Consider the following 23,648-nt stretch of genomic DNA (forward strand, 5'->3'; position numbering starts at 1 on the left):
ACCAAGGATTTTGATGCAGGCTCCTTTTTTTCGCTTACCCTTCGTCAGTATTTTGATTTTTTGCCTTACTTAAAAGTTCAGCGCGAAGCATATAAGCAAAGGATATTGCATAATGGTTAAGATCGAAGTGATACGTAAAAGATTAAACAGTCTGGATGAATACCTGGAAATCTTACGCGGGCTTCAAAAATACTCACTGGATGAATTTCTCTCCAACCCCGAACATTACGGCAGCGCGGAAAGATTTTTGCAATTGGCAATCGAAACGACTACAGACATTGGCAATCACATTATTTCCACGCTTGGGTTGGGCGAAGTCAATTCCTATAGCGACATCGCCATGCTGCTCGAAGAAAAAAGATATATCTCTATCGACCTACGTGAACGATGGATACGCATGATCGGTTTTCGCAACATTCTTGTGCATGATTATCTGGAAGTGGACCGCAAAATCGTTCACGACGTTTTACAAAGTAAACTCAATGATTTGGAAGAATTAAAGACAGCCTTCGCCGCTTTCTTATAAGGATCGTCAAGTGAACGGATTAATCGCTTTACTCGGTTCTGGTGAATATCTTTCTGTGATGGATGATGTCGATAAACATCTGCTTGCAAATTGCGGGGCGAATGGGCGCAAAGCGCGCGTGGTCTGTATGCCAACTGCAGCGGGACAGGAAGGTGATGCAAGCGTGACTCGCTGGTCCAAAATGGGTGTGGAACATTTCACCCGCCTTGGGGCCGACGTTCGAGCTGTTCCCGTTATCGATGAGAAATCTGCCAATGACCTGGAACATGCGGCGGCGGTGGAAGAAGCGGATGTGGTCTATTTCTCAGGCGGCAATCCTGCATATCTTCATGAAACCATGAAGGATAGTTTGGTGTGGATGGCGGCTCAAAAGGTTTGGGAACGCGGCGGTGTATATGCAGGCTGTTCGGCAGGCGCAATGATCCTTGGGAAGGAAATCCCTGATTTTCGCGCGATGGGCTTGCGTTCCATTGTTACATTTGGAACTGTGTCTGCTGCATTTATCATCCCGCACTTTAACTCATTCCCAGTGATATGGAAGCCACTCCTTTTTACCCTACGCCGCCGATTGAGAAGCGGCGAGATACTACTGGGAATTGATGAAGATACAGCCATTGTTGGGAAGCTTGGCGGAGAATGGACTGTGATGGGAAAGGCCCAGGCGCATGTGTTCACAAAAAATGGAAGAAAAACCTATAATGCTGGTGAAAAAATTTCTTTAGGGAATCATCAATGAAGCAATTGCTCAAAACACTCACTGAAACTTTCGCGCCATCAGGCTTTGAAGACGCGGTCCGCAAGGTGATATTGAAAGAAGTTAAGCCGCTCGCGAATGAAGTGCGTGTGGATGCGCTCGGCAGTTTGATCGTACGCAAGAAACCTGCAAAGAATTCCAAGAATCCAAAACGCATCATGCTCGCCGCGCACATGGACGAGATCGGAATCATCGCCAGCCATATTGATAAGAAAGGGTTTGTGCGTTTTTCCAACGTCGGCGGGACATTTGGCAGATATACGCTTGGAGCACGAGTCCGTTTTATGAACGGGGTGACAGGCATCGTTGGGTATGACCGCCTTGAGCAAATGGATAATGCCCTGCCGATCAACAAAATGTACGTTGACGTAGGCGCTACCAAAAAAGAGGATTGCCCGGTCAAGGTCGGTGAGTTCGCCGCTTTTGAAAGATCATATATGGAAATGGGAGATCGGCTGGTTGCCAAATCCATGGATGACCGCACAGGTGTGGCGGTGTTGATCGAAACACTGCGCGGGATTAACTCCACACCGAATGACTTATATTTTGTCTTCACTACACAAGAGGAAGTTGGTGTGCGCGGAGCGGGCGCGGCGGCGTATGGCATCGACCCTGAGATCGGCATTGCAATTGACGTCACCGCTACTGGGGATACCCCCGCTTCGATGAAAATGGTAATGGAACTTGGCAAGGGTCCGTGCGTGAAATTCCGTGACCCTGGTATGTTGGCAGACCCGCGCGTTGTGGATTGGATGATTAAGACCGCAGAAAAAGCGAAGATTCCATATCAACGCGAAGTACTGTTGGTAGGAAGCACAGATGCGCGCGAGATCCAAATATCACGCTCTGGTGTCATGGCGGGTGCATTATCCATCCCGTGCCGCTATGTCCACTCGGCTTCAGAGATGGTGGATTATAACGATTTGAAGAATGCTTTGAAATTGCTTACGGCAATGTTGAGCAAGCCAGTCATATTGTAGGGGCGACCCTTCATTCCCATCGGACGACTGGCGCCCGCTTGGCGGGTCACCCCTGCAGATGGCTTCATTTATTGGGATTGGGAAAGATACAGCGGGAGATAAGTTCAAAGTAATGTTGATCAAAGTCGTACAAAACGCGAAAAAATAATAAAATCAAAACCAAAAGGGTTTGACAGTTTAGTTGTCAAACCCTTTTCTTCTTATTAGCCGCCATACTCCCCTTATGTCATGCTGAGGGCGCTCTTCGCCCGAAGCATCTCTGGCACAGTAAACGTAGACCCTTCGGTCGCGACGAACGCGCTTTCTCAGGATGACACGGTCTATTTATTTTTCATTGATGCTTCGCCATCGTCTTCCTTCTTTGTCGATAGGGACATGAAAATGGCCGCGCCGGCGCCGAGGGCGAACATGCCCATTGAACCGGGGCTGGAGTAGTTGGTGAGACCAACCAGCAGGCCAAAGAAACCAACTGCCAGTGCGATCTGTAACTGCCAGGCGGCTTTTTTATAAGCATCCATTGTGAAGCGCCCAAGAGCAAATCCCAAGAGGGCAAAGCCTAATGCGCGGATCACGAACCCGATGATTGTTAGAACTTCTGTAAATGTGGTCATTTGTTTCTCCTTTTCTTATACTATTTATTCGCAAGTAATGTCAAAAATGGTGTGTCGCTCTGAGGGAGCGTTCTTCGCGACCGACACCGTACCTGCGTTCGGTGCAGGTGAGAGTCTCATACATCCGAGAGGAGAGATCCTTCGCTACGCTCAGGATGACACTTTTGAAATGGTGCTACAAATTATAACCAAGCCCATAACATCCAGAACACGATCATAATAACACCGATCCCAAGCTTTGCTGCTATGGCCCAACCCCAGCCCGTCATCCATGCTTTGGTATTAGCGAGGGCAGTCGATCTATCCTTCAAACGCCGCCATTCGGCGAGGAACAATCCCACAGGTGAGGCTATCATGCCGCCCAAGGGTGTGAACATAATGCTGACAACGATTCCCGCCGCAAAGGCCCACAGGATCGAACTCCAGGGTACGTTCTTATCGCGCACATGTTTGGCTATGATGATATTGTCTATGATATTGCCACCGATCATGAGCAGGGTAATCAGCGCAAACAGCACCCAATCCACCCAGGTCATTTTGTCATTGGCCGCCTGTACAAGTGCATAAATCAGTGTGCCGAGCCACATGATCGTCAATCCGGGGAAGACAGGGATCAACAGCCCGAACAAACCTGCCAGTAGGACGAATAAAGTCAACGATTCCAAAGCTACTTGCGCAAAAAGTTCCCAGAATGCAGGGTCCATGGTTATGAAGTCTCCTTGTTAAAATACGACATCGGAAGCAAGTATAACTCCCGATGTCATGTACGGATAACAACCCTCTAAGTTTTTTCAAGTTATGGCTTGATGACCTCAATGCCGCCCATCCAGGGGCGTAATATCTCAGGAACAACTATCGAGCCATCGGCTTGCTGGTAATTTTCCATGACTGCAATTAACGTACGCGGCAGACCCAAGCCTGAACCATTCAGTGTATGCAGGAATCTTGCCTTGCCGCCATCCGCAGGACGATATTTGATGTTCGCGCGGCGTGCCTGAAAATCTGTATCATTTGAGATCGATGAAACTTCAAGCCACTCATCACAGCCAGGCGCCCACAATTCGAGATCATAGGTAAGCGTCGCACCGAAGCCAATGTCACCTGTGCATAATTGCTTTACGCGATAAGGAATATCAAGCAGCGCACAAGTCTCCTCCGCATCCTTCAACATTTTTTGGTGCAAGGCTTCTGAGTCTTCGGGCTTGCTATAAATATACATCTCCACTTTATCGAATTGATGTCCGCGTTTAATGCCGCGCACATCACGCCCTGCACTCATCTTTTCACGGCGAAAACAAGGCGTGTAAGCTGTATATAACTTCGGCAATGATGCTTCATCGAGGATCTCGTCCATATGCAAGCCTGTGAGTGGGATTTCAGCAGTCGGCACAAAATATAGATCTTCCTCATGATCCTTGTATAAATTATCGGCAAACTTCGGCAGTTGACCCGCGCCATACACGGTGGCCGTCCGCACCATGAACGGCAAATACTGTTCCTGATAATTTTGCCTGATATGCAGGTCAAGCATCCATGCGATCAAGGCGCGCTGCAAACGTGCGCCCGCTTTTTGCAGCACGTAGAATCGCGAGCCGGTCAGCTTCGTGCCACGCTCAAAGTCAATGATGCCAAGCGCAGGCCCAAGGTCCCAATGTGGAAGCGGTTTGAAATCAAATTTACGCGGCTCGCCAAGTGTGCGCAACACCACGTTTTCATCTTCACTTTTTCCGTATGGAGTTCGCTCATCGGGAATGTTTGGAAGCGTGGAAGTAATTCCATTCAATTCGGATTCGACCTCCGCAACCTGCTGATCCAATTTCGCGATGTGATCGCCCACGACGCGCATCGCATCTATCTTGGACTGTCGGGCTGTTGCATCTTTCATTTGCCCGATCTCCTTTGAGACAGTGTTCCTCTCGGCCTTGAGCGTTTCCACCTGTCCGAGCAGTGCGCGGCGCTTTTCGTCCAACTTTAGGATCGCATCTATGGGGGATGCATCCAGCTGGCGGTCTTGCAGCGCCTTACGGACAACTTCAGGTTTTTCGCGAATCAGATTGATATCCAACATGTTGTACCTCCGTGTGCATTATGGACGATAGACCATGGACAATTGACCGCTACTTACGGTCTGTGGTCTATTGTCTGTCATCCAAGCAATAAAATACGCCCCGGTCCATTTGCAGGACGAAGGGGCGTTTCGTGGTGCCACCTGCTTTTGCCGCCCCCCTCCGTCCTTCGGACACCTCCCCCATTTTTTCAAAATGGGGGAGGCTGGGTGGGGGTCAGCCTCGGAGTACGCGATAACGGGCGTTTCCCGATTCTCTTATGGAGCGTGGACTTTAGTCTGCACACACCTCTGCGAGAATGACCCTGGCGAAGGGGATTTCATCATCTGGCTGATCGTCTCGCACTTACCGACGACTCTCTGAACAGTTGCATGATTACTTGTCTTCGCGCTGGTCTGTATTGGATGAGATTATACGCAAGCTGGTGAGATTGTCAATCTCTTGGCTCAAGGCAAAAATTATTATTGCACGAAAGAAAGCCCAAAGTCACAATGCATCTAATGGGAGTTGAAATTCCGCGATCAAAGGCATATGATCAGAAATCGATAGTGTATCGCTTTGCCTGACATAGTGAGCGTGGACTTGCATCATTTTCGAGAAGAAAAAATAATCAAGGGTCTTATCAAGTTTGCTTGGCGCAAGATCATTTGGGAAGTGAGTAAACCATTGTTCGTAATTGGGTCCACTGGCTTCGGCTAAACTGGGAACCGCTTGATGCGCTGTGTATAAGCGGGCGATGTCGGTATTGGGTTCATAATATGTTTTTTGGATTTCTGATAAACGATAATAAGCTGCATTATCAGGTGGCAGCAGATTGAAGTCACCGCCAATGATCCAGGGGAGTTGTGACCGGGTGAGATCGTTTAATAGGCAATCCACATGTCCGACCTGGCGCGCCAATGTATTGGTTCCTTGCGAAAGAGCATCAAGATGTGTATTGAGTAAAACAAATTCACCGCCCGATTCAATTGGCAGGCGCGCTTCCAAAATCGCTCGTTTGGGGCTGAACAATTGCGCGAGTGTGTCATTTGGCATCAGAGGTAATTGATGTCTTAAAGCGGTTGAGATTTTGTATTTAGAGAGAATGGCAAGTTTTATTCCTACCGACCCACGTACGCGTGGATGCGGCATATAGACGGCTTTCACATAGAACGCGGACGCGCAACAAGAGTACTCAGCCGGCAGGAGTAATCGCAAACGGGATAGTTGGTCTTCGTGATCGGTAGCGGCATGTCCGTGCGCAATTTCCTGTAACAAAACAACATCCGGATTCTCGTCGCGAATCACACGAGCGACTGCATCGAATGTTTTTGTGATGTCCTCTTTTGAAGGGCGGTCGTCAGGTCCGTTCAAGTCAAGCATATCAAACCAGAACACGTAATTCTTGCCCGCCATAAACTGGACATTCCAACTAAGTACCTTGATTTTTTGTCCTCGCTTGATTATAGGAGCAGTAGTGGAGGAATTTACTCGTTTCCGTTGAAGATCAGGCGGATGAAATGTGGCAAGGCGGAAAAATGCCCATGAAACACCAAGCAGTGCCAGGGCAATCAAGAGGGCAATGTCTATGTTCATGGGAATGATGAGCGATGCGACATTTGTTTCTGTCTCTCGAATCCGCTTTAGTCAGTGAACGCAAAACCTGAAAGAAACTGCTCAAACATGATCTGATCTCCTGCTTCGTTTCCTGTGCGTGAAGCCCACAGGACTATATAACCCTTATCATCATGCACATTAAATACCCAGATAAGATAGTACCCATCGGTACAGTGGTAAGTCAACTGCACGGCGGGTTCTCCCGCCAGAGAGACCTGAGTCTGTGATTCAGGTTCACCGCAGGGACTGAGTTGTGAATGGATCAAATCAGTGTTCGTTTTCGTCCATTCATTCAGAGCAGTCTGGCTTGTCAACACTTGAACACCAACTGACACAATGTCATTTGCATTAAGTTTACGGAATGTATCAACACCCGGCTCGCTGGGATACAGCACATCGCTAATTTCCCATTCCCCTTCGCTTTCAGTCACAAGCCAATTGGCTGGGTACTTCATTGAGTAGTTGTATCGGCTGGATATAAATGCTTGCCAAATGTCGGCAGGTGTAGCAGGAATTGTTGGTAACACGGTTGGTGTGACTGTTGGTGGAACAGGTGTAGATATGGCGGCAGAATTACCACATCCAGTCAATAAGAAAATGGCCAAGACGGAACCGATTACAAGTTGAATTAGCTTTTTTGTAAACATGGTGACCTCCAAATTATTGATTAAGGAATGCTCTGAATAAATTCCATTAGCAAAATCGTAAATTCGTTCGCATACGACGATTGAAAGAAGCTTATGCCATGCTCTGCGCTGTTGAAGATTTTGATCTGTTTCGGTTCCGGTGACCAGTCGTACATTTGTTGTACGCCCTCAGGGACACCTGACACAAAATCCATATCACCCGCGATGAAGAGTTTAGGATAGGTGAGGTCGGCGAAATCGCCGGAAGTTAATTCGATGGCTCCGCTTCCCAGTGGACTAGAAACAATTACCAGTCCAACGAGATCAGGCTCATGCGTAACGTTTCCACAGGCAATGCCACCCAGACTCGCACCGATGCAGATGATACGCTTGAAGCCGTGTTCGCGCAGGAAAGCAAGCGCGGCCTTCAGGTCTGTGGCGATAAGACTCTGGCTAATCTCTCCTTCTGACTCTCCAAAGCCGCGGTAGGAAAAGGCAAGCGCAATATAGCCCTGATCCGACAGATAACTGGCGAACGGATGCCAGCGAGATTCTTCCAATGTGGATTCGTGAGCGAGAATGATCGCAGTGTTTGAACTTGCTCCAAATAATGTGCCAGCCAGTTGAAGCCCATCCTCGGCTGTGAAGGAAACAGCTTCGCCGGGTATTGCTGTAGTTTGTACGATTGGGGTCGCTGGCGGGACGGTTATCTGTATTGGCGCGGGCGGTTGTGTTGCAGGCTGACAAGCAGTCACTAAAGCGGCGAGCATACAAAAGGCGATGTGAAGGGGATTCTTCATCACTAAATTCCTTTCTGCTTGTTGTGTGACTCCTCTCGGATGACTACTACTTCAAGATACTCTGACTCATACGTAGTTGTTCCATCTGTTGCAGTGTTATGCTCCATCCATAATTGTTCGAGGTCTTGCCGCAGGGCAGGTTGTTTTTCGGCATCCAACGCGGCAAATGCTTTCAGGGTAGGACCGTAATAGGTGCGGTAGAACTCAACTACTTCGGAGGGTGGGAAAGGGTACTTGAATGGATATAGATGTCGGCTTAGTTTAAGATGCGAAATCCCATCCTTGAATCGTTCACGCACGGTTTCCTCATCCCCCCATTTCGGGGGCGGCGCCATGATAGCGGGAGGCGGCACATGCTTGCCTTGGATTTTGAACAATTGCCCGACGAATCCGGTAGGGGTCCAGTTGCCCATAACGATCTTTCCACCCGGGCGGCAGACACGCTTCAATTCAGCTGCGACCAGTTCGGGGCGGGGCGCGAACATGGCACCGATCAGGCTGACAACGATATCGAACGAGCCATCTTCGTAAGGCAGCACTTCGGCGTCGCCTTCTTCGAATCGAGCATCCAGATTTTCAGCTTGCGCACGGGTGCATGCCTGCTCAATTAGGTTAGTGGCAATATCAATGCCAGTGACTTTTGCCCCAGCTCGCGCCAAGGGAATTGATATTTGTCCAGCGCCGCAAGCCACATCGAGCACGCGCGTGCCTGGCTCAATGGAGATGCGTGATAAGAATTCCATCGCGCCGGGTTCAAGATATTGGGCAAAGTGTCCATAGTCGCCAGCCATCCATGTGGCTTTCAGGCGAGTCTTGAGGGATTCCATTTCAGGGGTTATCTCGTTCATTAGGTTCTCCTTTTGAGTCATTTCAGTTGAAACTTTTGAATGCGACCGTTGACGGAATCCGCAACATAGATGTTCCCCTGTCCATCCAACGCAATACACCACGGTTCGTTGAACTGCCCATCCCCGGTTCCCATTTCCCCCCAAACAGCTAGTGGATTTCCGTCGTTATCCAGTTTTACAACGCGCATATTTGCCCAGTCCGTGATGTAGATATTCCCCTGAGAGTCAACGGCAATATCACCTGACGAGGCAATCTTGTCGTCTTTCGCGGGAATGAAGAACTTTGATAATGCTTCGCCATTCCCATTGAACTTCTGAACTCGACCATTGAGGAATTCGACAGTGTATACGTTTCCGTTTTCATCCACTTCTATGCCAATCGGACCAAAAAGTTCTGCATCGCCTGAAGCCTTACCGCCCCATTGCAAAAGATATTTGCCATTACTGTCGAATTTTTCAATACGGTGGTTTTCATAGTCGGCTACATAGACGTTTCCCTGCGAATCGGCGGCGAGGCTGAGTCTGAAAGAGAATTGACCCTCTCCGTTTCCCTTGCCTCCCCAAGAGAGCAGAAATTTACCGTTGTTGTCAAATTTTTGAATCCGATAATTGGAATCGCTCACATAGACATTTCCCTGACCATCGACAGCAACGCGGCCCCCGCCATGATTATTGATATTGAATTGCCCATCCTCTATCCCTCGGGAGCCCCAGGCAAGCAGGAAGTTGCCCTCCGAATCAAATTTCTGGATTTGAGAGTTCCCTGAATCCATCACATACAGATTGCCTTCTTTGTCCACAGCCACTCCGACAGGGACACTGAAGAGATTCGGATCGCCGGATATACTCAAAAGAAAATCAACCGGACTTATGAGCGGGGCTGGCGTCGCAGGGCTTGGACTGCAAGCAGTGAGCAGACTAGCAAGCAAGAGCCAGGATAAGGTCATTGACTTTCTCATTGGACGCTCCTTATGAAGTCATTTCAATACAATCGACTCATATCCAAGATGGCTCAATCCATCGGCAATTAATTTGCTTCCCAAATCCGAGAGATGGATGCCATCCGCCAGGAAGTAATCAACGGGTGGGATTTCATCGTTAAAGTATGAATCGGGAAAAACCAGTAGAACAGGTATTCCTCGTGAAGCTGCGTCGACGGTGATGAAATCTTGCATGTCAACGAAATATGAGTTGAAGGTTTGCATTTGTTCATTTGAAAGTTGCTTGCCATAGAAACCGGTTTCATTAGCCCAATCCCCCACCACCAAAATACGCACAATGGCCGGCGAACCATTTCGAAGAGATGCAATTATTTCCAGCATACTCGCCCAGTCTTCTTTGGTCTTGGCGTAGCCTTCCCGCAGACAGTCCTGGTTATCGGCACCTCCACATTCCCCTTTGATGAAATTCGACTCGGGCAAATCAGCCGATGCCACGTGCCAATTAAGTGTGATAACTTCAGCCTCGGCAATTGCTTCGCGAAATTCATCGTCATATTTCATATATCGCAATATCGCTGATGCGGAATGTGATCTTGCCGAATAATCGTGAATGACGATTTCAACTCTTTGATCTCCCTCAATATGCGCGGCATATTGACTTACTACAGTGCTGAGCAGTTGAATGTTGTCCCCGATCACAACATAATCCCACGATTCTTTAGGCCCGCAGGAGGTCAGAAACGACATCACTACAAGAACAATAGTCGCTTTCTTCATGAAGTCTCCGTCATGTTCGTGGACATTGGGTGGGAATCTGCGCCTTTCCTCCTTTGCGAGGGAAGGCTACACTCCATTTCTATTAAAAGGAACAGTTTCCGGGATTAGGGGCGTCAATGCGCGGTATACCACCTTCTGGCAACATGAAGACCACATAGATCACCAGATTCTCACTGCCTTCATTTCTTGCGTTATGTGTATGGTCACCGGGATCCATGAAGGTGCTGCCCGCCGGGTAAACCTTTCCGGTGCAGGAAGGATCACCGCCATCATAAAAAGTCAGACTGCCAGAAGCCACCATTACCCAGAGTGGTCCGCCGTGTTGATGCCATCCGAATACACCACCGGGAATAACTGTATATTTGATCAGGGTGGTCTTGGAAACGTCAGTATGTACATTTCCAGATTCCGTTTTGAATTTAGCCGAAATCGGATCAGATAAATTCCCTGAGGCGAGCGTTTCCGGGGTAATTCCAGAACCCGGGGTAGCGCGGACTGTACTGACTAGAAACATTGAACCAATCAGCACTGTAATCATAGACAGAGCAAAGACAGCCAGCGTGTTAGGCTTCCACAATATTTTTGCAGACATTTTGACCTCCATTGATAATATTTGTAAACGTGGATAATTCATCTCAACCCTGATCTCATTAAAGCAAAAAGGAGATGGCTTGCCATCGTAGAAAACACTCAATTATTAAATTATGGAGTACTCAGTTTTTTTCTTTCCCCAATCCTTTTTTCACAGCCCAGACTGCGATCTGCGCCCGTGAAGTGAAGCCAAGTTTCGTCAGGATATTACTGACGTGATTCTCGACAGTACGTTCACTGAGGCTCAGTTCGTTGGCGATCTCGCGGTTTGAAATTCCTTGCGCAATCAATACAGCCAATTCGCGCTCGCGCGCGGTGAGACCACCATACTCCATTTTTGCAGTCTGGCGCGAAGTGAATGTTGGCGGCTTGGGAAGAAGCGTCAACGCCTGTTTCGATAAGTGTTCGCTCAATTCGCGGTCGGGGATGCTTGCCGATAAAACCTCGATGAGATTTTTCGCCGCGGCAAACGCGCTGGCAGCCTCCTCAGGGCGAGCCTCAAGTTGGAAGAGGCTTCCCAGTGCCACGTAAGTACGCCAGAGTAATGGCTTCTCCTGTTCTGCTTCCACAGCCTTTTGCACTGCAAGGATCGTCTCCTCAGCTTCTGCATAGCGCTGGAGGGCGATCAAGGCTCGACCACGCAACAGGGAGACGCGAGGGATGACGCCTCCGCCCGAGGCGTTCGCGGAGGACGCCAGTAATTGGTCGGCGATTCGCAAAGCAGTCACAGGGTCATTTCGGAATAGGGCAAGTTCTCCGTTGGCACACCAGCAAAGACGCTGTCCCAACGTCTCGGTATGCAAGTCCGTTCCAGCCTTCAGGATAGAATCGTTTGGGATTTCGAGGGCACTCTCCAATACGGTGACTGCGTTTTGGTCGTTCTTCTCAGAAAGATAAACAAACCCCAAATACCCTGTTATGTTTGTAATCCACCAGCGTGACTTGATTTGTCTGGCAAGGTTAAGGGCTTTTTCGAACTGTTCTCGGGCTTGTCTCGTTGCAATCACGTCAAGATAAAGTATGCCCAAGGTGTAGTGGGCACATGTAATCCACTGGCTGTGTTCAATCTCCTCCGCAATGGCGAGACTGTCTTCGGCAAATTCAAAAGCTCTCGCATAATTGCCGGTTACACCAAAATAGTTACTCAGGCAGATGAGCGCATATGCTTCAGCCGAACGCCAGCCGATCTCACGGGCAATTTTTAGCGCCTCCTCGCCAAGGCGTAATATCTGTCCGCGGTCCGTCTTTGCCAGCACTGCCATGCCAGATTGAAAGTGTGCGCTATTCAAGATCATCGAGGGCAGTGTGGAAGCGAGTCCCTCCCGGAAATCCAGTTCGCGAAACAATTGAACCGCCTGGGTGTAATGGACTTCGCTTTGAACCAGATCACCATGGATGAAATTCGCCATTCCTAATAAATCGTGTGTTTCGGCAATCCCCTTTCTGTTCCCCCGGGCTTCAAATAAACTCAGGGCTTCATGATGAATTTGCAGCGCTTGAACAGGTTTGCCAACGTTGACATGCCAATTTCCCAAACGATTAAGCGAATGCGCAAGCAATATTGAATCTTCCAACTTGCGGGCGATTTCAGAGGCGCGTTGAAAATAACTACCCGCTTGCTGATAATCGCGCCCCGCCCAGAGAAAACCGAGATTGATCAAGGTCTGCCATTCTGTCTTTCCATTTTTCTGGTCTTTGGCAATAGTTAATGCTTGCTTAAAATCGGCATGGGCTGAATTAAAATCACCCAGAGTTTCATAGGTGTTGCCTCGGGCGCATAAGAGCTCAGGGTCAATACCCGTTTTGAGCTGGCGTGCGGCAACGAGCGCGCGTGAGTAAAAAACAGCAGCCTCCCTCGGCGCGTATAGGCTCTGCGCTCGATCACCTGCCTGCCGCGAATATGCCAGGGCTTTCTGCCATGCGCCAGCCGCATAAAAATGATACGATAAGTCTGCAAGGTGCGAGTTGATGGATTCCAAGTACAAATGCTCTATCGTTTCCCCCACTATTTTGTGCACATTCTGACGTTCACGCAGCAACATCGTCGTGTAAATGGCTTCACGTGTCAACGCATGGCGAAATGCAAATTGATCAGCCGATTCTTCCACTACCAGTTGAGCGCCGACCAGACGTTTGAGCGTTGACAGCAGTTCTTCTTCATTAACCCCAAGTAAATGTTGAAGTAATCGAAAGTCAAACTGTCGTCCCATAACAGCCGCCAGAGTCAGGGCACGGAGGGTGTTTTCATCCAGTTGTTGCGTACGCCGCCGGACTGCGTCTTGAATCGTGCGAGGGATGCGCAACTGGCTGATCTCTTTTCGATCCCATATTCCATCGGCATAAAAAATATCTCCCTCAGCAATGAGGGCTTTCAGAACTTCCTCGATAAAGAATGGATTTCCTTCTGTCAGCGGAAAGATCGTATCGAGAAATTCCTTGCTCACTGGGGTATTCAAGTCGAGAATCGCGCGCAACATGGCATCCACTTCCATTGGACGCAGGCGCTTAAGTGCAAATTCAGCGCCGAGTCGTTCACGATCCAGCTCAGCGAGAAAATGCGTCAACTCCGGGGTTGTTTCCTCGCTTCGATAGCTGACAATCAAGAAGATGGATTGTGATGAAATGCGACGTGCGAGCAGGAGAAGAATCTCAAGGCTGGCCGAATCGCTCCAATGTAAGTCTTCGAAAATGACGATCAGGGGTTGGATCTGCGAGACCTGGCTGATCACTTGTGTGACGGCTTGAAAGAGACGCTGTTTCTCCTGCCTGATATCAAGATCAGGCGTTGAAGTCAGGTGCGGTAGATAAGAGGCCAAATCGGGGAATAGCTTGATAAGTTCAGATGCCGATGACCCCATGGCACGGACAATTTCTTCCGCGGATTGTACGATAAAAAGAGTTCTAAATAAATCAAGGATTGGCGCGTAAGGAAGAATTGTCTCTGTTTGAAAACAATGTCCTTCCAGGATCAATGTCCCCTGTTGGGCCCTTGCTTTCGCCTCCGCCACCAATCGCGTTTTTCCGATCCCGGCCTCGCCTGAAATCAGAGCGATCTGACCGTGATTGTTGTTCGCTTGTGATATCAAACGATCCAACAATTGGAGATCGTCCTCACGGCCGATGAATACAGGACAGATAACGGATTTATCCATGGATCATCCAATCAAATCGAATTAATACAATATACGTCCGATTTGATTGGAATACAAGCGGTATTTGTCAGTGACTTTTCACCATAACTCCCACGGGGATTCGAATTACATCTCCCTACAGGAGCTTTCGTTTTAAAGCACAAAGAGCCATCTACCGATGACTCTTCTTTGTTAGTGCCCCCACGGAGATTCGAACTCCGGTTTTATCCTTGAAAGGGATGCGTCCTGGGCCTCTAGACGATGGGGGCTCTTTGTTTAGAGCGGGCGAATTCTATCATCCCATTTTATGTCAGTCAAGCAGATTTCAACACTAAATTTCGGGTTTCACGCGCTGGTTAAGTAATGCCATCAGGTCCACCACCTTGCGGTTGACCAGAATCCCCGCGCTTTCCACACGCAGGTTGGGGATCAATATTGCGGTAAGCGTGGCATTGAATACGGGAATAAAATCACGCGAACCATCCGTCATCAATGAGGTGAAATCAAAACGGCCCGGCAGCTCCATAATGCCTTCCACTTCAAACATCTGGGTGGTGATGCGCACAGGGTATTCGACCAAATTTGCGAATCCACCGCGCACAATCGCATGTGGCCCCAGGTCTTCACGCCTTGCCATGCAGACCGCGTGCATTTGTTTTTTCATCATGCGCACCAGCTCAAAATGATCCACTAGTTTCGTAGGCATATGCAGGCGTGCCATCCGCGCGTCATTAACTTCCACGGCAGAGTGAGTGGGGTCATTCAACATTCCCATTGCGCCCTGGGTTGTAACCATGATCTTGCCAACCACACGATACCCGGAAGTCAAAATATCGGCAGGCAGAAAGCGATGTGTGCGAGGTGAAGTATCAAGGGCCATGGAATGAAACCTGTTCGCTTAAGAATCTTGTATGGGGCGGGTAGTACCAGTGCGGGGTCGGGGTGGAGGCGGCGTGCGGCGTTTATGATTCGTGGGCTTACCAGCATTCGGGTCGAGAAGCATATTCAGCCATTGGATCGCTTTTTCATCGTATTCACGCCTGCCGCATACATCGCAGATCCAGGCGGGGAAATGTGGCACAGTGATTAACTCTTCACCCAGCCACGTAAAGTATGTAATGCGGCGGGGCAGCATAATGCCCGCATGACATTCACCACACAAAATAATATCTGGACTTTTATGCTCAATATCGCTCATGTCAATTCCTCATTGTGAAGCGAATACTTCCGTATGTTCAAGCACATTCCACATGGGTGGGGGCCAGTAGATCAGAATCGCTTTGCCAACTACATTCTCCTCAGGCAACAGCCCCCAATCTTTGGAATCGTTCGAGTTATTGCGGTTATCACCCAGCACAAAAAACTGACCCTCCAAAACCGTCCATTCACCCGAGTAATTGGGAGGCTGCGCGATATACGGCTCATCCAGCAACTGCCCGTTTACATAAACCTGGCTATTCTGCACCATCACACTGTCGCCGGGCAGACCGATCACGCGTTTGATCAACTCCTCTTCCGGGTTCAACGGGAAGTGAAAAACGATAATATCGCCGCGTTCCACCTCACCCAGGCGATAACTCATTTTATTTACGAGCACAAACTCACCATCATCCAGTGTGGGCTGCATACTGAAACCATCCACGCGTACACGTGCCGAAACCGCATTAATTCCTATAAATAAAACGACAGCCAAAACAAGAGTTTCGATAATATCAAGTACAAACCTTCCCCAATTTACTTTTTCCTGAACATCATCGCTTTTTTCAACATTTGCATCCTGCTCCAAAGTTTCCAAACGAACCTCCATACTTATTCGTAAAATTATACTTCCATTTTTTCCAAGTTCACTTGCAATCAGCTCTCACCCCACGCAAAAAATGTCGGTACATGTAAAACCCTTTCCCTTCGCCTGCGGGCTTGTTCATCCAAAACCTTCATTTTTTGGATGTCTTCGCCCGGGACGGAACCTGCCAAATCAGCCTCGATCACAGCCCATTCATTTTCCCACTCAGCAGCAGAACGCTTCTTCTTCGCGCTTTGAATGGGGCCTGTTTCTATAAGCCTGATGCCAGCCTGATAAAACGTCTCTGCCAGCCTGCCGCCAAAGGAGGGGTTTGCACCCTGCCTGATCAGGGCTTCTGTCTGCCATTCGCCAAGTTTCCTAAAAGATGCGGGTTCATCTACTCGCTGGCTGTAATCAGGTTCGGCCAATGCTAACACAGTGCGCCCCACCCGCGCCATTTCGCGCAGCACTTGTAAGGGATTTCTAACCCATAACAATAGAAAATGACAATAGACGATATCGAATGAATGATCTGGGTATGGCAGGGAGTGAGCGTCACCACGCGTAAGTGAAACTGCCGGGGCGTGGATTCGGCATTCGGCGAGCGAAGCAGGCTCAAGGTCCAGGCCATGCAGCGAGGCGGGAGAATGTATTTCGCGCAGGATTGCGCCGGTGCCGCATCCTACTTCGAGCACGCGATTCGAGTCTGCAAGGCCCGCCTTGTCAAATAAATAAATTCGCAGGTCGCGAGTCCAAGTGGCTTGCTGGAGGTAGCGCGTGTGCCAGTTCATCCTTCAGATAAATTCTCGCGCCACTTGCGCACAAATTCAAATTGCTCGGGGGTTTCGGGCGAGGTTATAAAATAGTTTTGAGGGCGTGTTTTAAACAAAGTGTCTACACGCAGAAGAGCTTGCTGAGGAGTAAGGCCGTGTCTCACAAAATAACAACCAACCACAATACCTGTGCGCCCCACCCCACCCCAGCAATGGACATAAACACCTCGTTGGTTGTTGAGGGCATCGTCTACCGTATCCAGAATGGCAGTCATTGTTTCGCGCGAGGGAACGCCATGATCGCGAATGGCAAAGCGATAATAGGCCGCATTGATATCGTAAACGCGGGCTTGCTCCTTTAAGATGGCTTCATAGGAAGGGAGTTCATGAGATTGAGTTAGATCGATGAAAGTATTGATGCCTGCGTTGAGAAAAGCATCCATACGGCGTATTGCGGATTTGGGATCGTAGCCGCCAGGGTGTTCGCCCGCGAGGAAATGGTTTTCTTCAACCCAATAGGATTCGGGAATGGGAAGTTTAGTCATAGATGTTTTGGAGTCCAAAGTCTCCTGACTTTGGAAAATCCGACGATGGGAGTCGTCGGACTCCATAGTTCCTTAATCTATTCTGGAAAAGCTGCACACATATTGTTGAGAATGTTCGTGCGTAGTTCAACGAGCTCGGGATATTGATGGAAGAATAACACTTTTTCTTCTGCAATGGTAACACCTGCGGGCGCGGGGCTGAATACGAAGAAGGCAAAGGCTTCGGCAATATCTTCTTCGGGGTTCGTGGCGGCATAGCTGGTAACGAATTGGTCTTCATATTTATAGTAGAACTCATCCAGCTTTTCGTAGTAGAGATCCTCATCCTCTTCGAGGTTGATCTCATTCCATTCTTCATGTATATCAACCCAGAACTGGTTGTAAAAATCGTCAATGTAGGAATCGGGGTTGGCACAGCCTTCGCCGGGGAAATAATTCGGGCAGGCGGAGGCTTCTTCGAAATAGATGTCGTCATCTTCGGGGTTGTTGAAAATAGCGAGGCTGGGCGGTATTTGATTCGGCCCCAATGTAAGCAGATGACCAAACTCATGTACAAGAGTAAAGGTCAATTCGTAATAGTTGCCCGTGTCGGCGGCATCCACTTGCAAAGACCAGAGAGCTGGGTCAGATTCTGTTTGAGCCACGGCAGCCAGAGTGCCGCCCTGTCCGTCAGTGATGATGGAATACTCCGCGATCATTCCACGCTGGCTGGCTGGGATAATGCCACGAAAATAATCCCAAATCTGTTGATGTATCTGTTCGTCATTTTGTTCATCCTCTAAATCAGCGGAGACATCTTCATAATAATACGGGTCAATGAGTTCTTCATCTGAAAGGCCGTATGTGACGAGGATAATTTCAGTATCCAGCAATTCCTCCTCCACACCTTCGCCGCCTGAAACTGCCAGGGCAATGATCTCATCTGTGATGACAGGGCAGGAAAGGCTTTCTTCCAATACAGGTTCTTCAGTTGCTGCTTCCGTGGCGGGGATTTCGGGGTATTCAGTTTCAGGGAGATCATCACCCAGAAGAGTGGCACAAGCCATGGTGGATATAAGCAGCGCAAGGCTGGCAATGGTGATTTTTATTTGTAAATTCATGAAGTTTCCTTGTAAAGAATTTAGGCAAAACTGTTCTTTCAATTTATTGCACTACAGAACAAGCTTCATTCAATATATATCCGCGCAATTGAGCCAATTCAGGATATTCATAAAAGAAAGCAATTTTTTGTTCTTTGATGGAATCGCCCATCGGTTTGGGGCTGAACACAAAGTAGGCAAAGGATTCGGCGATATCTTCAGCGGGGTGAGTAGTGGCGTAATCATCCACGAATTGGTCCTGATGGGCTTTATAGAAATTATAGAGACCGTCATAGTACGGTGTATAGTCATCTATTTCGTATTGAAGGGCATCTATTTTTTCCCATTCATCATTTATATCCACCCAGAAACGGTTATAGAAAGCATGGATGTATGAATCCGCGAGGCTGCAACCCGTGCCCGCGAAATAATTGGGACAGGCTGAGGCTTTGCTCGCTTGCAGGTCTTGATTAAGCGGGTCATCCACGATTTCCTGATCGGGCGTGACCTGCGAGGCATTCAGCGTGAGTAAATGGGCGTATTCGTGGATCAACGTGAAGAGCAGCGCATCTTTATCTTCAAGATCGGCTATGTCAATTTCCAATATCCAGTTTGAGGGGTTATCTTTGTTTTGGTCAACAGCCGCGAGGGTGTTTGAATATCCATCAGTGAAGACGTTGTATTGCCCGACCATTTGGCGATCAGCAACTGGGATGAGGTCAGTGAATATTTCCCAGGCTTCGTTTTGCAGAGCGGAATCTTGCTGTTCGTCTTTGAGGTCGTTCGGGACAGATTCAAATGTTGGGTCTGTGATCGCATCACCTTGCACAGAATATTCTGCCAGATAATAGGATTCTGGCTCGGCATAATCTTCCGAAACGCCTTCCATGTTATACACATCACCTTGCGCGCTGGCGATGATGTCTGTCATGATGACAGCGCAGGCGGGGCTGTGTGTTTCTATGGCCAAAGTGCGCGAGGCATATCTGCCAAGTACAATGCCTAAAAGAAGGAACAACCCAATGGCCAGCAAAGCTGCGATAAAGATCTGGTTCTTTTTCATGGATCACCTAAGTTTTTCCGTGCATGTGTTGAGACATCCAGATAATAAAATTGCCAGAAGCGCTCTGGCAATTTTGATTATATACCAATTGTGTCCCTAGCTTTTGTTTATTACTTCCCAACTGTCCTTCAAGAAGTTACCCAGAATTTTGTCGGCTTCACCCTGGGCTGGCAATACGTCGCCATCGGGTTCAACATACATCCAGGTTTTGCCAGCACCCGAGGGGACTTCATCCTCCGCAGTTTCGATGCCAACGGGATGTGAGGCTGAATATGGCACGGGCAAATCCCAGCGGATATTGAGACTTAAGGACTGGGCCACACTCTGCAATTCGAGCATCTCATCCACAAGGCCGTTTTCGGCGGCGCTGATGGAAATATTTTCAACGCCGAGGTGAGCAATCTTTTGCAGGATATTATTTGCTTCATTTATGTTCTCTATATTAAGAGTGAGATGAACAGTAAGGAACAAATCCTGCGGGACGATCGTTTCGATGGCTTTCCATGATAGCGGTTCATTGGGCTGTAATATCAGCATGACGTGATCAAGACCTGTTTGCAAAAGTATGTTTAGATATTCTTTATCGGCCAGTTTGATGCCGTCTGTGAGCAGGCCGCAGACTTGTCCATTTTTCTCGGCGTGGGCAATGAGTTGTGGGAGGTCATCGCGCAAGGTCGCCTCGCCGCCAGTGAAGATGATATGTGGGATTCCTGCCTGCCAGGCTTTATCTATGATGGTCTGCCATTCTTCGGTGGTGAGTTCACGTTCTATCCGCTTGACAGGTGCATAATCCGCGCTGGTATGTTCGGGCAGACGATAGGTGATGGCACAATCAAGCCTGAGGGTAGAGTCTGTTGAATGGGGTTGAGCCCGCTCAAAGTTTAAGAAAGAAGCGGGGTCCAAATCGGGCGTAGAGATCAGGGTGTGGATCTGATCCGCAAAGTTGTTGAAATCTTCAAACGCAGTTTTCTTATTGATCCGATAACGGGTGGATATTTGTTTGGCGGCTTCATCAGGTGCAGTGCCTTTGATGAAATGAAATGCATATTCAGCGGCGGTGGGGTTTAGTTGCAAAACGGTGGAGGCATTGAGGATGAGAATGCCCGATCCATCCCCGCGAAGGCGAAGGTGCAGACGATAAGGCTTTTCATCCTCTGCGGCTTGCAGGTGATGTGTGCCAGCAGGAAGCGGCTGGACTTTCGAAAAACGATCCGTGATGCGATTGAGGATGTTCATATGATTCTCCTATTTCTTGATCAGACCCAGATCGACAAATGTAAGATACATGTAGCCAATGAGCATGAGCGCCCAGGCCAGCATTTCGATCCTGGCCCAGACGCTTTCCAATGAAAGCGAAAAATTATCCTTGACGGTTTGAACGATACCTTCGAGATTGTTGAGCTTGTTCTTTAGGTTTTCCTTCCAATCCTTGAGGTAGAACTCGCTTTGAATGGCTTCGTAAAGTTTTGCTGTGTACCAATCGCCGATGAGCAGCAGGTTTTGTTCGGCACGTTCGAAATCAAGCATGACCTCGAGTTTGTGTTCCGCGATCTGACGGATGACGCCTCTTGTAGGGCGCGGACGGCGTTTATTCTCAAAAAAGGTCGCGCTGATCTTATCGAGCATCGCATCAATAGATTCGTCCAACATGCGATAACGCAATAATTGATAGTTGCCAATTTTCAGCAGGGCAATGTCGGATTGGTAATCTTCATTGGGCGCAATAATGACAGCGCCTTCCCAATCTACAAGGGTGAGTTCCACGGCAGAGTAGCGTGTGCGTGAAATGAGTATTTCTTCGATCTCGCTTTTATCGAATACCTCACGCTGTGAGCGAATGAATTTGGTGAGGGCGAGAGCATTCTTTTCTATCCATTTATCAGGCGAAGGTTTGGCTTGTTGAACGAGCAGGATCGTGTATTCCTCGTAGAGTCCGTTTTCACGATATTGGGTTGGGATGAATTTGCTTTCCAGCGCGCTTTGAATTTGCGCACGTTCCTGCAATACGGATGCGGCGAAGGGATCTTTCAAATCAAAGTAACACTCGACCATTTGCACGCGCCCGTCATAACGTTGACGCATCACTCGCACCGCGTGTCCTTCGATCAGGACGGTCTCTTCGCCGAGTGTGACGAGGTCAATATCAATGGGTTGGAAATATGGCGCGTCTTTCAGTCCTTTGAATTTCTCAAGGGCTGGAGCTTTGCCGTCGTCGGCGTCGGGGAAGGCGATGAGGTAGCAGATTTCCATAGTCAGTGGTTAGTGGTTAGTGGTTAGTGGTTAGTGGTCAGTTATCAGTAAGAGGTGGTGGTCGAGTAGTCTCGAGCATTAGCAAGGGACATACACTGCACCGAACGCAGTACGGTGTCGAGACCACGTTTGCGATGAAAATAGTAAGAAGTGTTAAGTGCGAATGAAGTGCGGCAATTCAAATGGGATTTCGAGGGAGAGTTCTACGAAGCCCGCGTAGATGCCTCCTTCTTTATACCATGGGGATTGATAGATGAGTTTCTTGATGCCATTCTTTTCGATGGTGTATACATTTTTCACGCGGGCGGCCAACAGCCTTTCAGTTTTTTCGCGTGCGGGGTCGGGGTGACAATCCAGCATGTTCGAGCCAATGAGTTTGTAGCCGCCATCCTTCTCAAATGTTTTAGCGGCTTTGTCATTCATTTCGAGGATGATCCCTTCTACATCACAGACAGTGATGGCGGCGGGGAATTCTTTGATCCAGGCGTGTTCGTTCATGAAAACTCCGTTGAAAGGTTGGAAGGTTTGCAGGTTACAGGTTAACTTGCGAGTCTTCGACTTGAAACTTTAGCGGACAGCCGCCGCCGCATTCGGCCACGAGGGAGCAGGTTTCACATTTGAATGGCAGGTTCTGCCGTTCGCGCAATTGAACAGACAGTTTGTGATTCCAGATCGAGTCCCATGAATCGGTGAGGAAGTTGCCGAGCGGATGGTAATACGATTGGCATGGTAAAACATCGCCATTAGACTCAATACACATGCTGTACAGCGCGGCAGTACAGCCTTTGACGCCCAGGTTATTTGCAGTGGGATCAAACTCACAGTACTGTGTCGGCGTGTACCAGATCAATTTTTGTCCGCGTTCGGCGGTCTTTTTTGTCGCGATGTCAAGAATGGGTTGTAATTCATTTTCATGCAACCCCGTGCCAACCGTGAGTCCCTGCCCCGAATAGATGAGCGCATTCAACCCAATGGTTGGAACACCCATATCTGCAAGAAAATCCAATGTGGCTGGAATAGTATGAACGTTCGTTTGCAACATGGTGGTGTTGGTCATCACATACAACTTGGAAGCCAGCACATTATTCAAGCCTGTGATCGTTTGTTTGAACGCACCTTTCGAGCGCATCATTTCATCGTGGATTTCAGGCACGCAGGATTCGACTGTGATCTGCACATGATCGAGGCCCGCATCCACAAGCTGTTTGACATAGTCCATATCCATCAGGCGGCGCGCGTTCGTGTTCAGACCTGTGATCTGCCCGTTGTTTTCTGCATGTTTGATCAACTCTGGGAGGTCGTTTCGCAAGGTGGCTTCACCGCCTGTGAAGACGATATGCGGCACGCCCAAATCCCAGAGCTTATCGAGAATTTGCTTCCATTGATCGGTAGTCAGTTCAGGGAAGTTTCTTTCGCGTGCGTTATAGCAATGAGCGCAATCATTGTTGCAGCGATAGGTAATTGCCAAGTCCATGCGATAGGGGGCGGAGGGACGGGCGCTGAAAGGCATCTTCATTTCGAGGTCGAGATCGTGAATGGCACAGGCGCCATCGGGGCGAATCAATTCTTCAAATTGAATGAGGAAAGAAGAAAGATCGGCTTCGGCCTGTTTCTTTGAAACAAAATATCGCGCTGTTAACGCTTGAATTTTTTCTTCCTGTGTCTTCCCTTCCAAAATCAGCCATGCCATGAGTGCCGCAGTTGGATTCAAATGCATAATGCTGTTGGCGTTGACGATCAGCGTGCCTGTGCCGTCTTCATCCAGGCGTAAGTGGATGCGAGATTTTTCTTCCGCGGTTTCGCGGATGTAATGGTAAAGACTCGATTTTGGATTTTCGATTGACGATTTACGATTGAAGATGTCAGTAAAGATACTCATGATATACCTCTAAGTGTGGTCTCGATACC

25 protein-coding genes and 1 tRNA gene are annotated in these 23,648 nt (G+C 48.7%); 3 read left to right on the plus strand and 23 right to left on the minus strand.

The features are described 5' to 3' along the window. Window positions 1–112: 112 nt before the first annotated feature. Genes hepT through AC14M5_RS22515 form a run of 3 tightly spaced genes read left to right on the plus strand, consistent with a single transcriptional unit; the run spans window position 113 to window position 2,260 of the window. On the plus strand, window positions 113–526 hold the full coding sequence (gene hepT, locus AC14M5_RS22505) for a type VII toxin-antitoxin system HepT family RNase toxin (RefSeq protein WP_484031967.1): 414 nt from the start codon (window positions 113–115) through the stop codon (window positions 524–526). Between the two features lie 10 nt (window positions 527–536). Next, on the plus strand, window positions 537–1,262 hold the full coding sequence (locus tag AC14M5_RS22510; protein ID WP_484031968.1) for a Type 1 glutamine amidotransferase-like domain-containing protein: 726 nt from the start codon (window positions 537–539) through the stop codon (window positions 1,260–1,262). Next, window positions 1,259–2,260, plus strand: a complete 1,002-nt coding sequence (locus tag AC14M5_RS22515) for a M42 family metallopeptidase (protein ID WP_484031969.1) — start codon at window positions 1,259–1,261, stop codon at window positions 2,258–2,260. Before AC14M5_RS22510 ends, AC14M5_RS22515 begins: the two co-directional genes overlap by 4 nt. 320 nt (window positions 2,261–2,580) lie before the next feature. On the opposite strand, the gene AC14M5_RS22520 is transcribed toward AC14M5_RS22515, so the two are convergent. From AC14M5_RS22520 to AC14M5_RS22630, 23 genes are all read right to left on the minus strand, one after another. Continuing rightward, window positions 2,581–2,871, minus strand: coding sequence for a hypothetical protein (locus tag AC14M5_RS22520; protein ID WP_484031970.1), 291 nt, complete (start codon window positions 2,869–2,871; stop codon window positions 2,581–2,583). Between the two features lie 182 nt (window positions 2,872–3,053). Beyond that, a complete protein-coding gene (locus AC14M5_RS22525) occupies window positions 3,054–3,575 on the minus strand; it encodes a DUF456 domain-containing protein (RefSeq protein WP_484031971.1) in 522 nt (173 codons plus the stop codon). Window positions 3,576–3,667: 92 nt separating this feature from the next. Next, the gene (gene serS / locus AC14M5_RS22530; protein ID WP_484031972.1) at window positions 3,668–4,939 is read right to left on the minus strand and encodes a serine--tRNA ligase; all 1,272 of its coding nucleotides are present in this window, start codon (window positions 4,937–4,939) and stop codon (window positions 3,668–3,670) included. A 484-nt stretch (window positions 4,940–5,423) separates the two neighbouring features. Next, the gene (locus AC14M5_RS22535) at window positions 5,424–6,512 is read right to left on the minus strand and encodes an endonuclease/exonuclease/phosphatase family protein (protein ID WP_484031973.1); all 1,089 of its coding nucleotides are present in this window, start codon (window positions 6,510–6,512) and stop codon (window positions 5,424–5,426) included. A 47-nt stretch (window positions 6,513–6,559) separates the two neighbouring features. Next, window positions 6,560–7,180, minus strand: coding sequence for a hypothetical protein (locus tag AC14M5_RS22540; protein ID WP_484031974.1), 621 nt, complete (start codon window positions 7,178–7,180; stop codon window positions 6,560–6,562). A gap of 20 nt (window positions 7,181–7,200) precedes the next feature. Further along, the gene (locus AC14M5_RS22545; protein WP_484031975.1) at window positions 7,201–7,959 is read right to left on the minus strand and encodes an alpha/beta hydrolase; all 759 of its coding nucleotides are present in this window, start codon (window positions 7,957–7,959) and stop codon (window positions 7,201–7,203) included. 2 nt (window positions 7,960–7,961) lie between these two features. Continuing rightward, the gene (locus tag AC14M5_RS22550) at window positions 7,962–8,807 is read right to left on the minus strand and encodes a class I SAM-dependent methyltransferase (RefSeq protein ID WP_484031976.1); all 846 of its coding nucleotides are present in this window, start codon (window positions 8,805–8,807) and stop codon (window positions 7,962–7,964) included. Window positions 8,808–8,824: 17 nt separating this feature from the next. After that, window positions 8,825–9,766, minus strand: coding sequence for an NHL repeat-containing protein (locus AC14M5_RS22555; RefSeq protein WP_484031977.1), 942 nt, complete (start codon window positions 9,764–9,766; stop codon window positions 8,825–8,827). Between the two features lie 18 nt (window positions 9,767–9,784). Continuing rightward, window positions 9,785–10,525, minus strand: a complete 741-nt coding sequence (locus AC14M5_RS22560; protein WP_484031978.1) for a hypothetical protein — start codon at window positions 10,523–10,525, stop codon at window positions 9,785–9,787. Between the two features lie 82 nt (window positions 10,526–10,607). Continuing rightward, complete coding sequence (locus AC14M5_RS22565) at window positions 10,608–11,117, minus strand: cupin domain-containing protein (RefSeq protein WP_484031979.1); 510 nt, start codon at window positions 11,115–11,117, stop codon at window positions 10,608–10,610. Between the two features lie 121 nt (window positions 11,118–11,238). Further along, a complete protein-coding gene (locus tag AC14M5_RS22570) occupies window positions 11,239–14,268 on the minus strand; it encodes a helix-turn-helix transcriptional regulator (RefSeq protein ID WP_484031980.1) in 3,030 nt (1,009 codons plus the stop codon). Window positions 14,269–14,443: 175 nt separating this feature from the next. After that, window positions 14,444–14,516: transfer RNA gene (locus AC14M5_RS22575), tRNA-Glu, on the minus strand. Window positions 14,517–14,578: 62 nt separating this feature from the next. Continuing rightward, window positions 14,579–15,127, minus strand: coding sequence for a hypothetical protein (locus AC14M5_RS22580; RefSeq protein ID WP_484031981.1), 549 nt, complete (start codon window positions 15,125–15,127; stop codon window positions 14,579–14,581). An 18-nt stretch (window positions 15,128–15,145) separates the two neighbouring features. Next, window positions 15,146–15,445, minus strand: coding sequence for a YgiT-type zinc finger protein (locus tag AC14M5_RS22585; protein ID WP_484031982.1), 300 nt, complete (start codon window positions 15,443–15,445; stop codon window positions 15,146–15,148). Between the two features lie 9 nt (window positions 15,446–15,454). Continuing rightward, the gene (lepB, locus tag AC14M5_RS22590) at window positions 15,455–16,042 is read right to left on the minus strand and encodes a signal peptidase I (protein ID WP_484031983.1); all 588 of its coding nucleotides are present in this window, start codon (window positions 16,040–16,042) and stop codon (window positions 15,455–15,457) included. A 59-nt stretch (window positions 16,043–16,101) separates the two neighbouring features. After that, window positions 16,102–16,821: a class I SAM-dependent methyltransferase gene (locus AC14M5_RS22595; protein ID WP_484031984.1), complete on the minus strand. Its 720-nt coding sequence runs from the start codon at window positions 16,819–16,821 to the stop codon at window positions 16,102–16,104. Next, the gene (locus tag AC14M5_RS22600; RefSeq protein ID WP_484031985.1) at window positions 16,818–17,348 is read right to left on the minus strand and encodes a protein-tyrosine phosphatase family protein; all 531 of its coding nucleotides are present in this window, start codon (window positions 17,346–17,348) and stop codon (window positions 16,818–16,820) included. Before AC14M5_RS22600 ends, AC14M5_RS22595 begins: the two co-directional genes overlap by 4 nt. 77 nt (window positions 17,349–17,425) lie before the next feature. Continuing rightward, on the minus strand, window positions 17,426–18,448 hold the full coding sequence (locus AC14M5_RS22605; protein ID WP_484031986.1) for a hypothetical protein: 1,023 nt from the start codon (window positions 18,446–18,448) through the stop codon (window positions 17,426–17,428). 43 nt (window positions 18,449–18,491) lie between these two features. After that, window positions 18,492–19,490 (minus strand): hypothetical protein, encoded by a 999-nt coding sequence (locus AC14M5_RS22610; RefSeq protein WP_484031987.1) that lies wholly within the window; start codon window positions 19,488–19,490, stop codon window positions 18,492–18,494. A gap of 96 nt (window positions 19,491–19,586) precedes the next feature. Continuing rightward, window positions 19,587–20,726, minus strand: coding sequence for a radical SAM/SPASM domain-containing protein (locus AC14M5_RS22615; RefSeq protein WP_484031988.1), 1,140 nt, complete (start codon window positions 20,724–20,726; stop codon window positions 19,587–19,589). Window positions 20,727–20,735: 9 nt separating this feature from the next. Continuing rightward, a complete protein-coding gene (locus tag AC14M5_RS22620; protein ID WP_484031989.1) occupies window positions 20,736–21,740 on the minus strand; it encodes a hypothetical protein in 1,005 nt (334 codons plus the stop codon). Between the two features lie 153 nt (window positions 21,741–21,893). Further along, window positions 21,894–22,238 carry a diguanylate cyclase gene (locus AC14M5_RS22625; protein WP_484031990.1) on the minus strand — a complete coding sequence of 115 codons (345 nt, stop codon included), beginning with the start codon at window positions 22,236–22,238 and terminating at the stop codon, window positions 21,894–21,896. Window positions 22,239–22,272: 34 nt separating this feature from the next. Continuing rightward, a complete protein-coding gene (locus AC14M5_RS22630) occupies window positions 22,273–23,619 on the minus strand; it encodes a PqqD family peptide modification chaperone (RefSeq protein ID WP_484031991.1) in 1,347 nt (448 codons plus the stop codon). Between the last annotated feature and the right edge of the window lie 29 nt (window positions 23,620–23,648).

It is taken from the genome of Candidatus Villigracilis sp. (genome assembly GCF_057083605.1).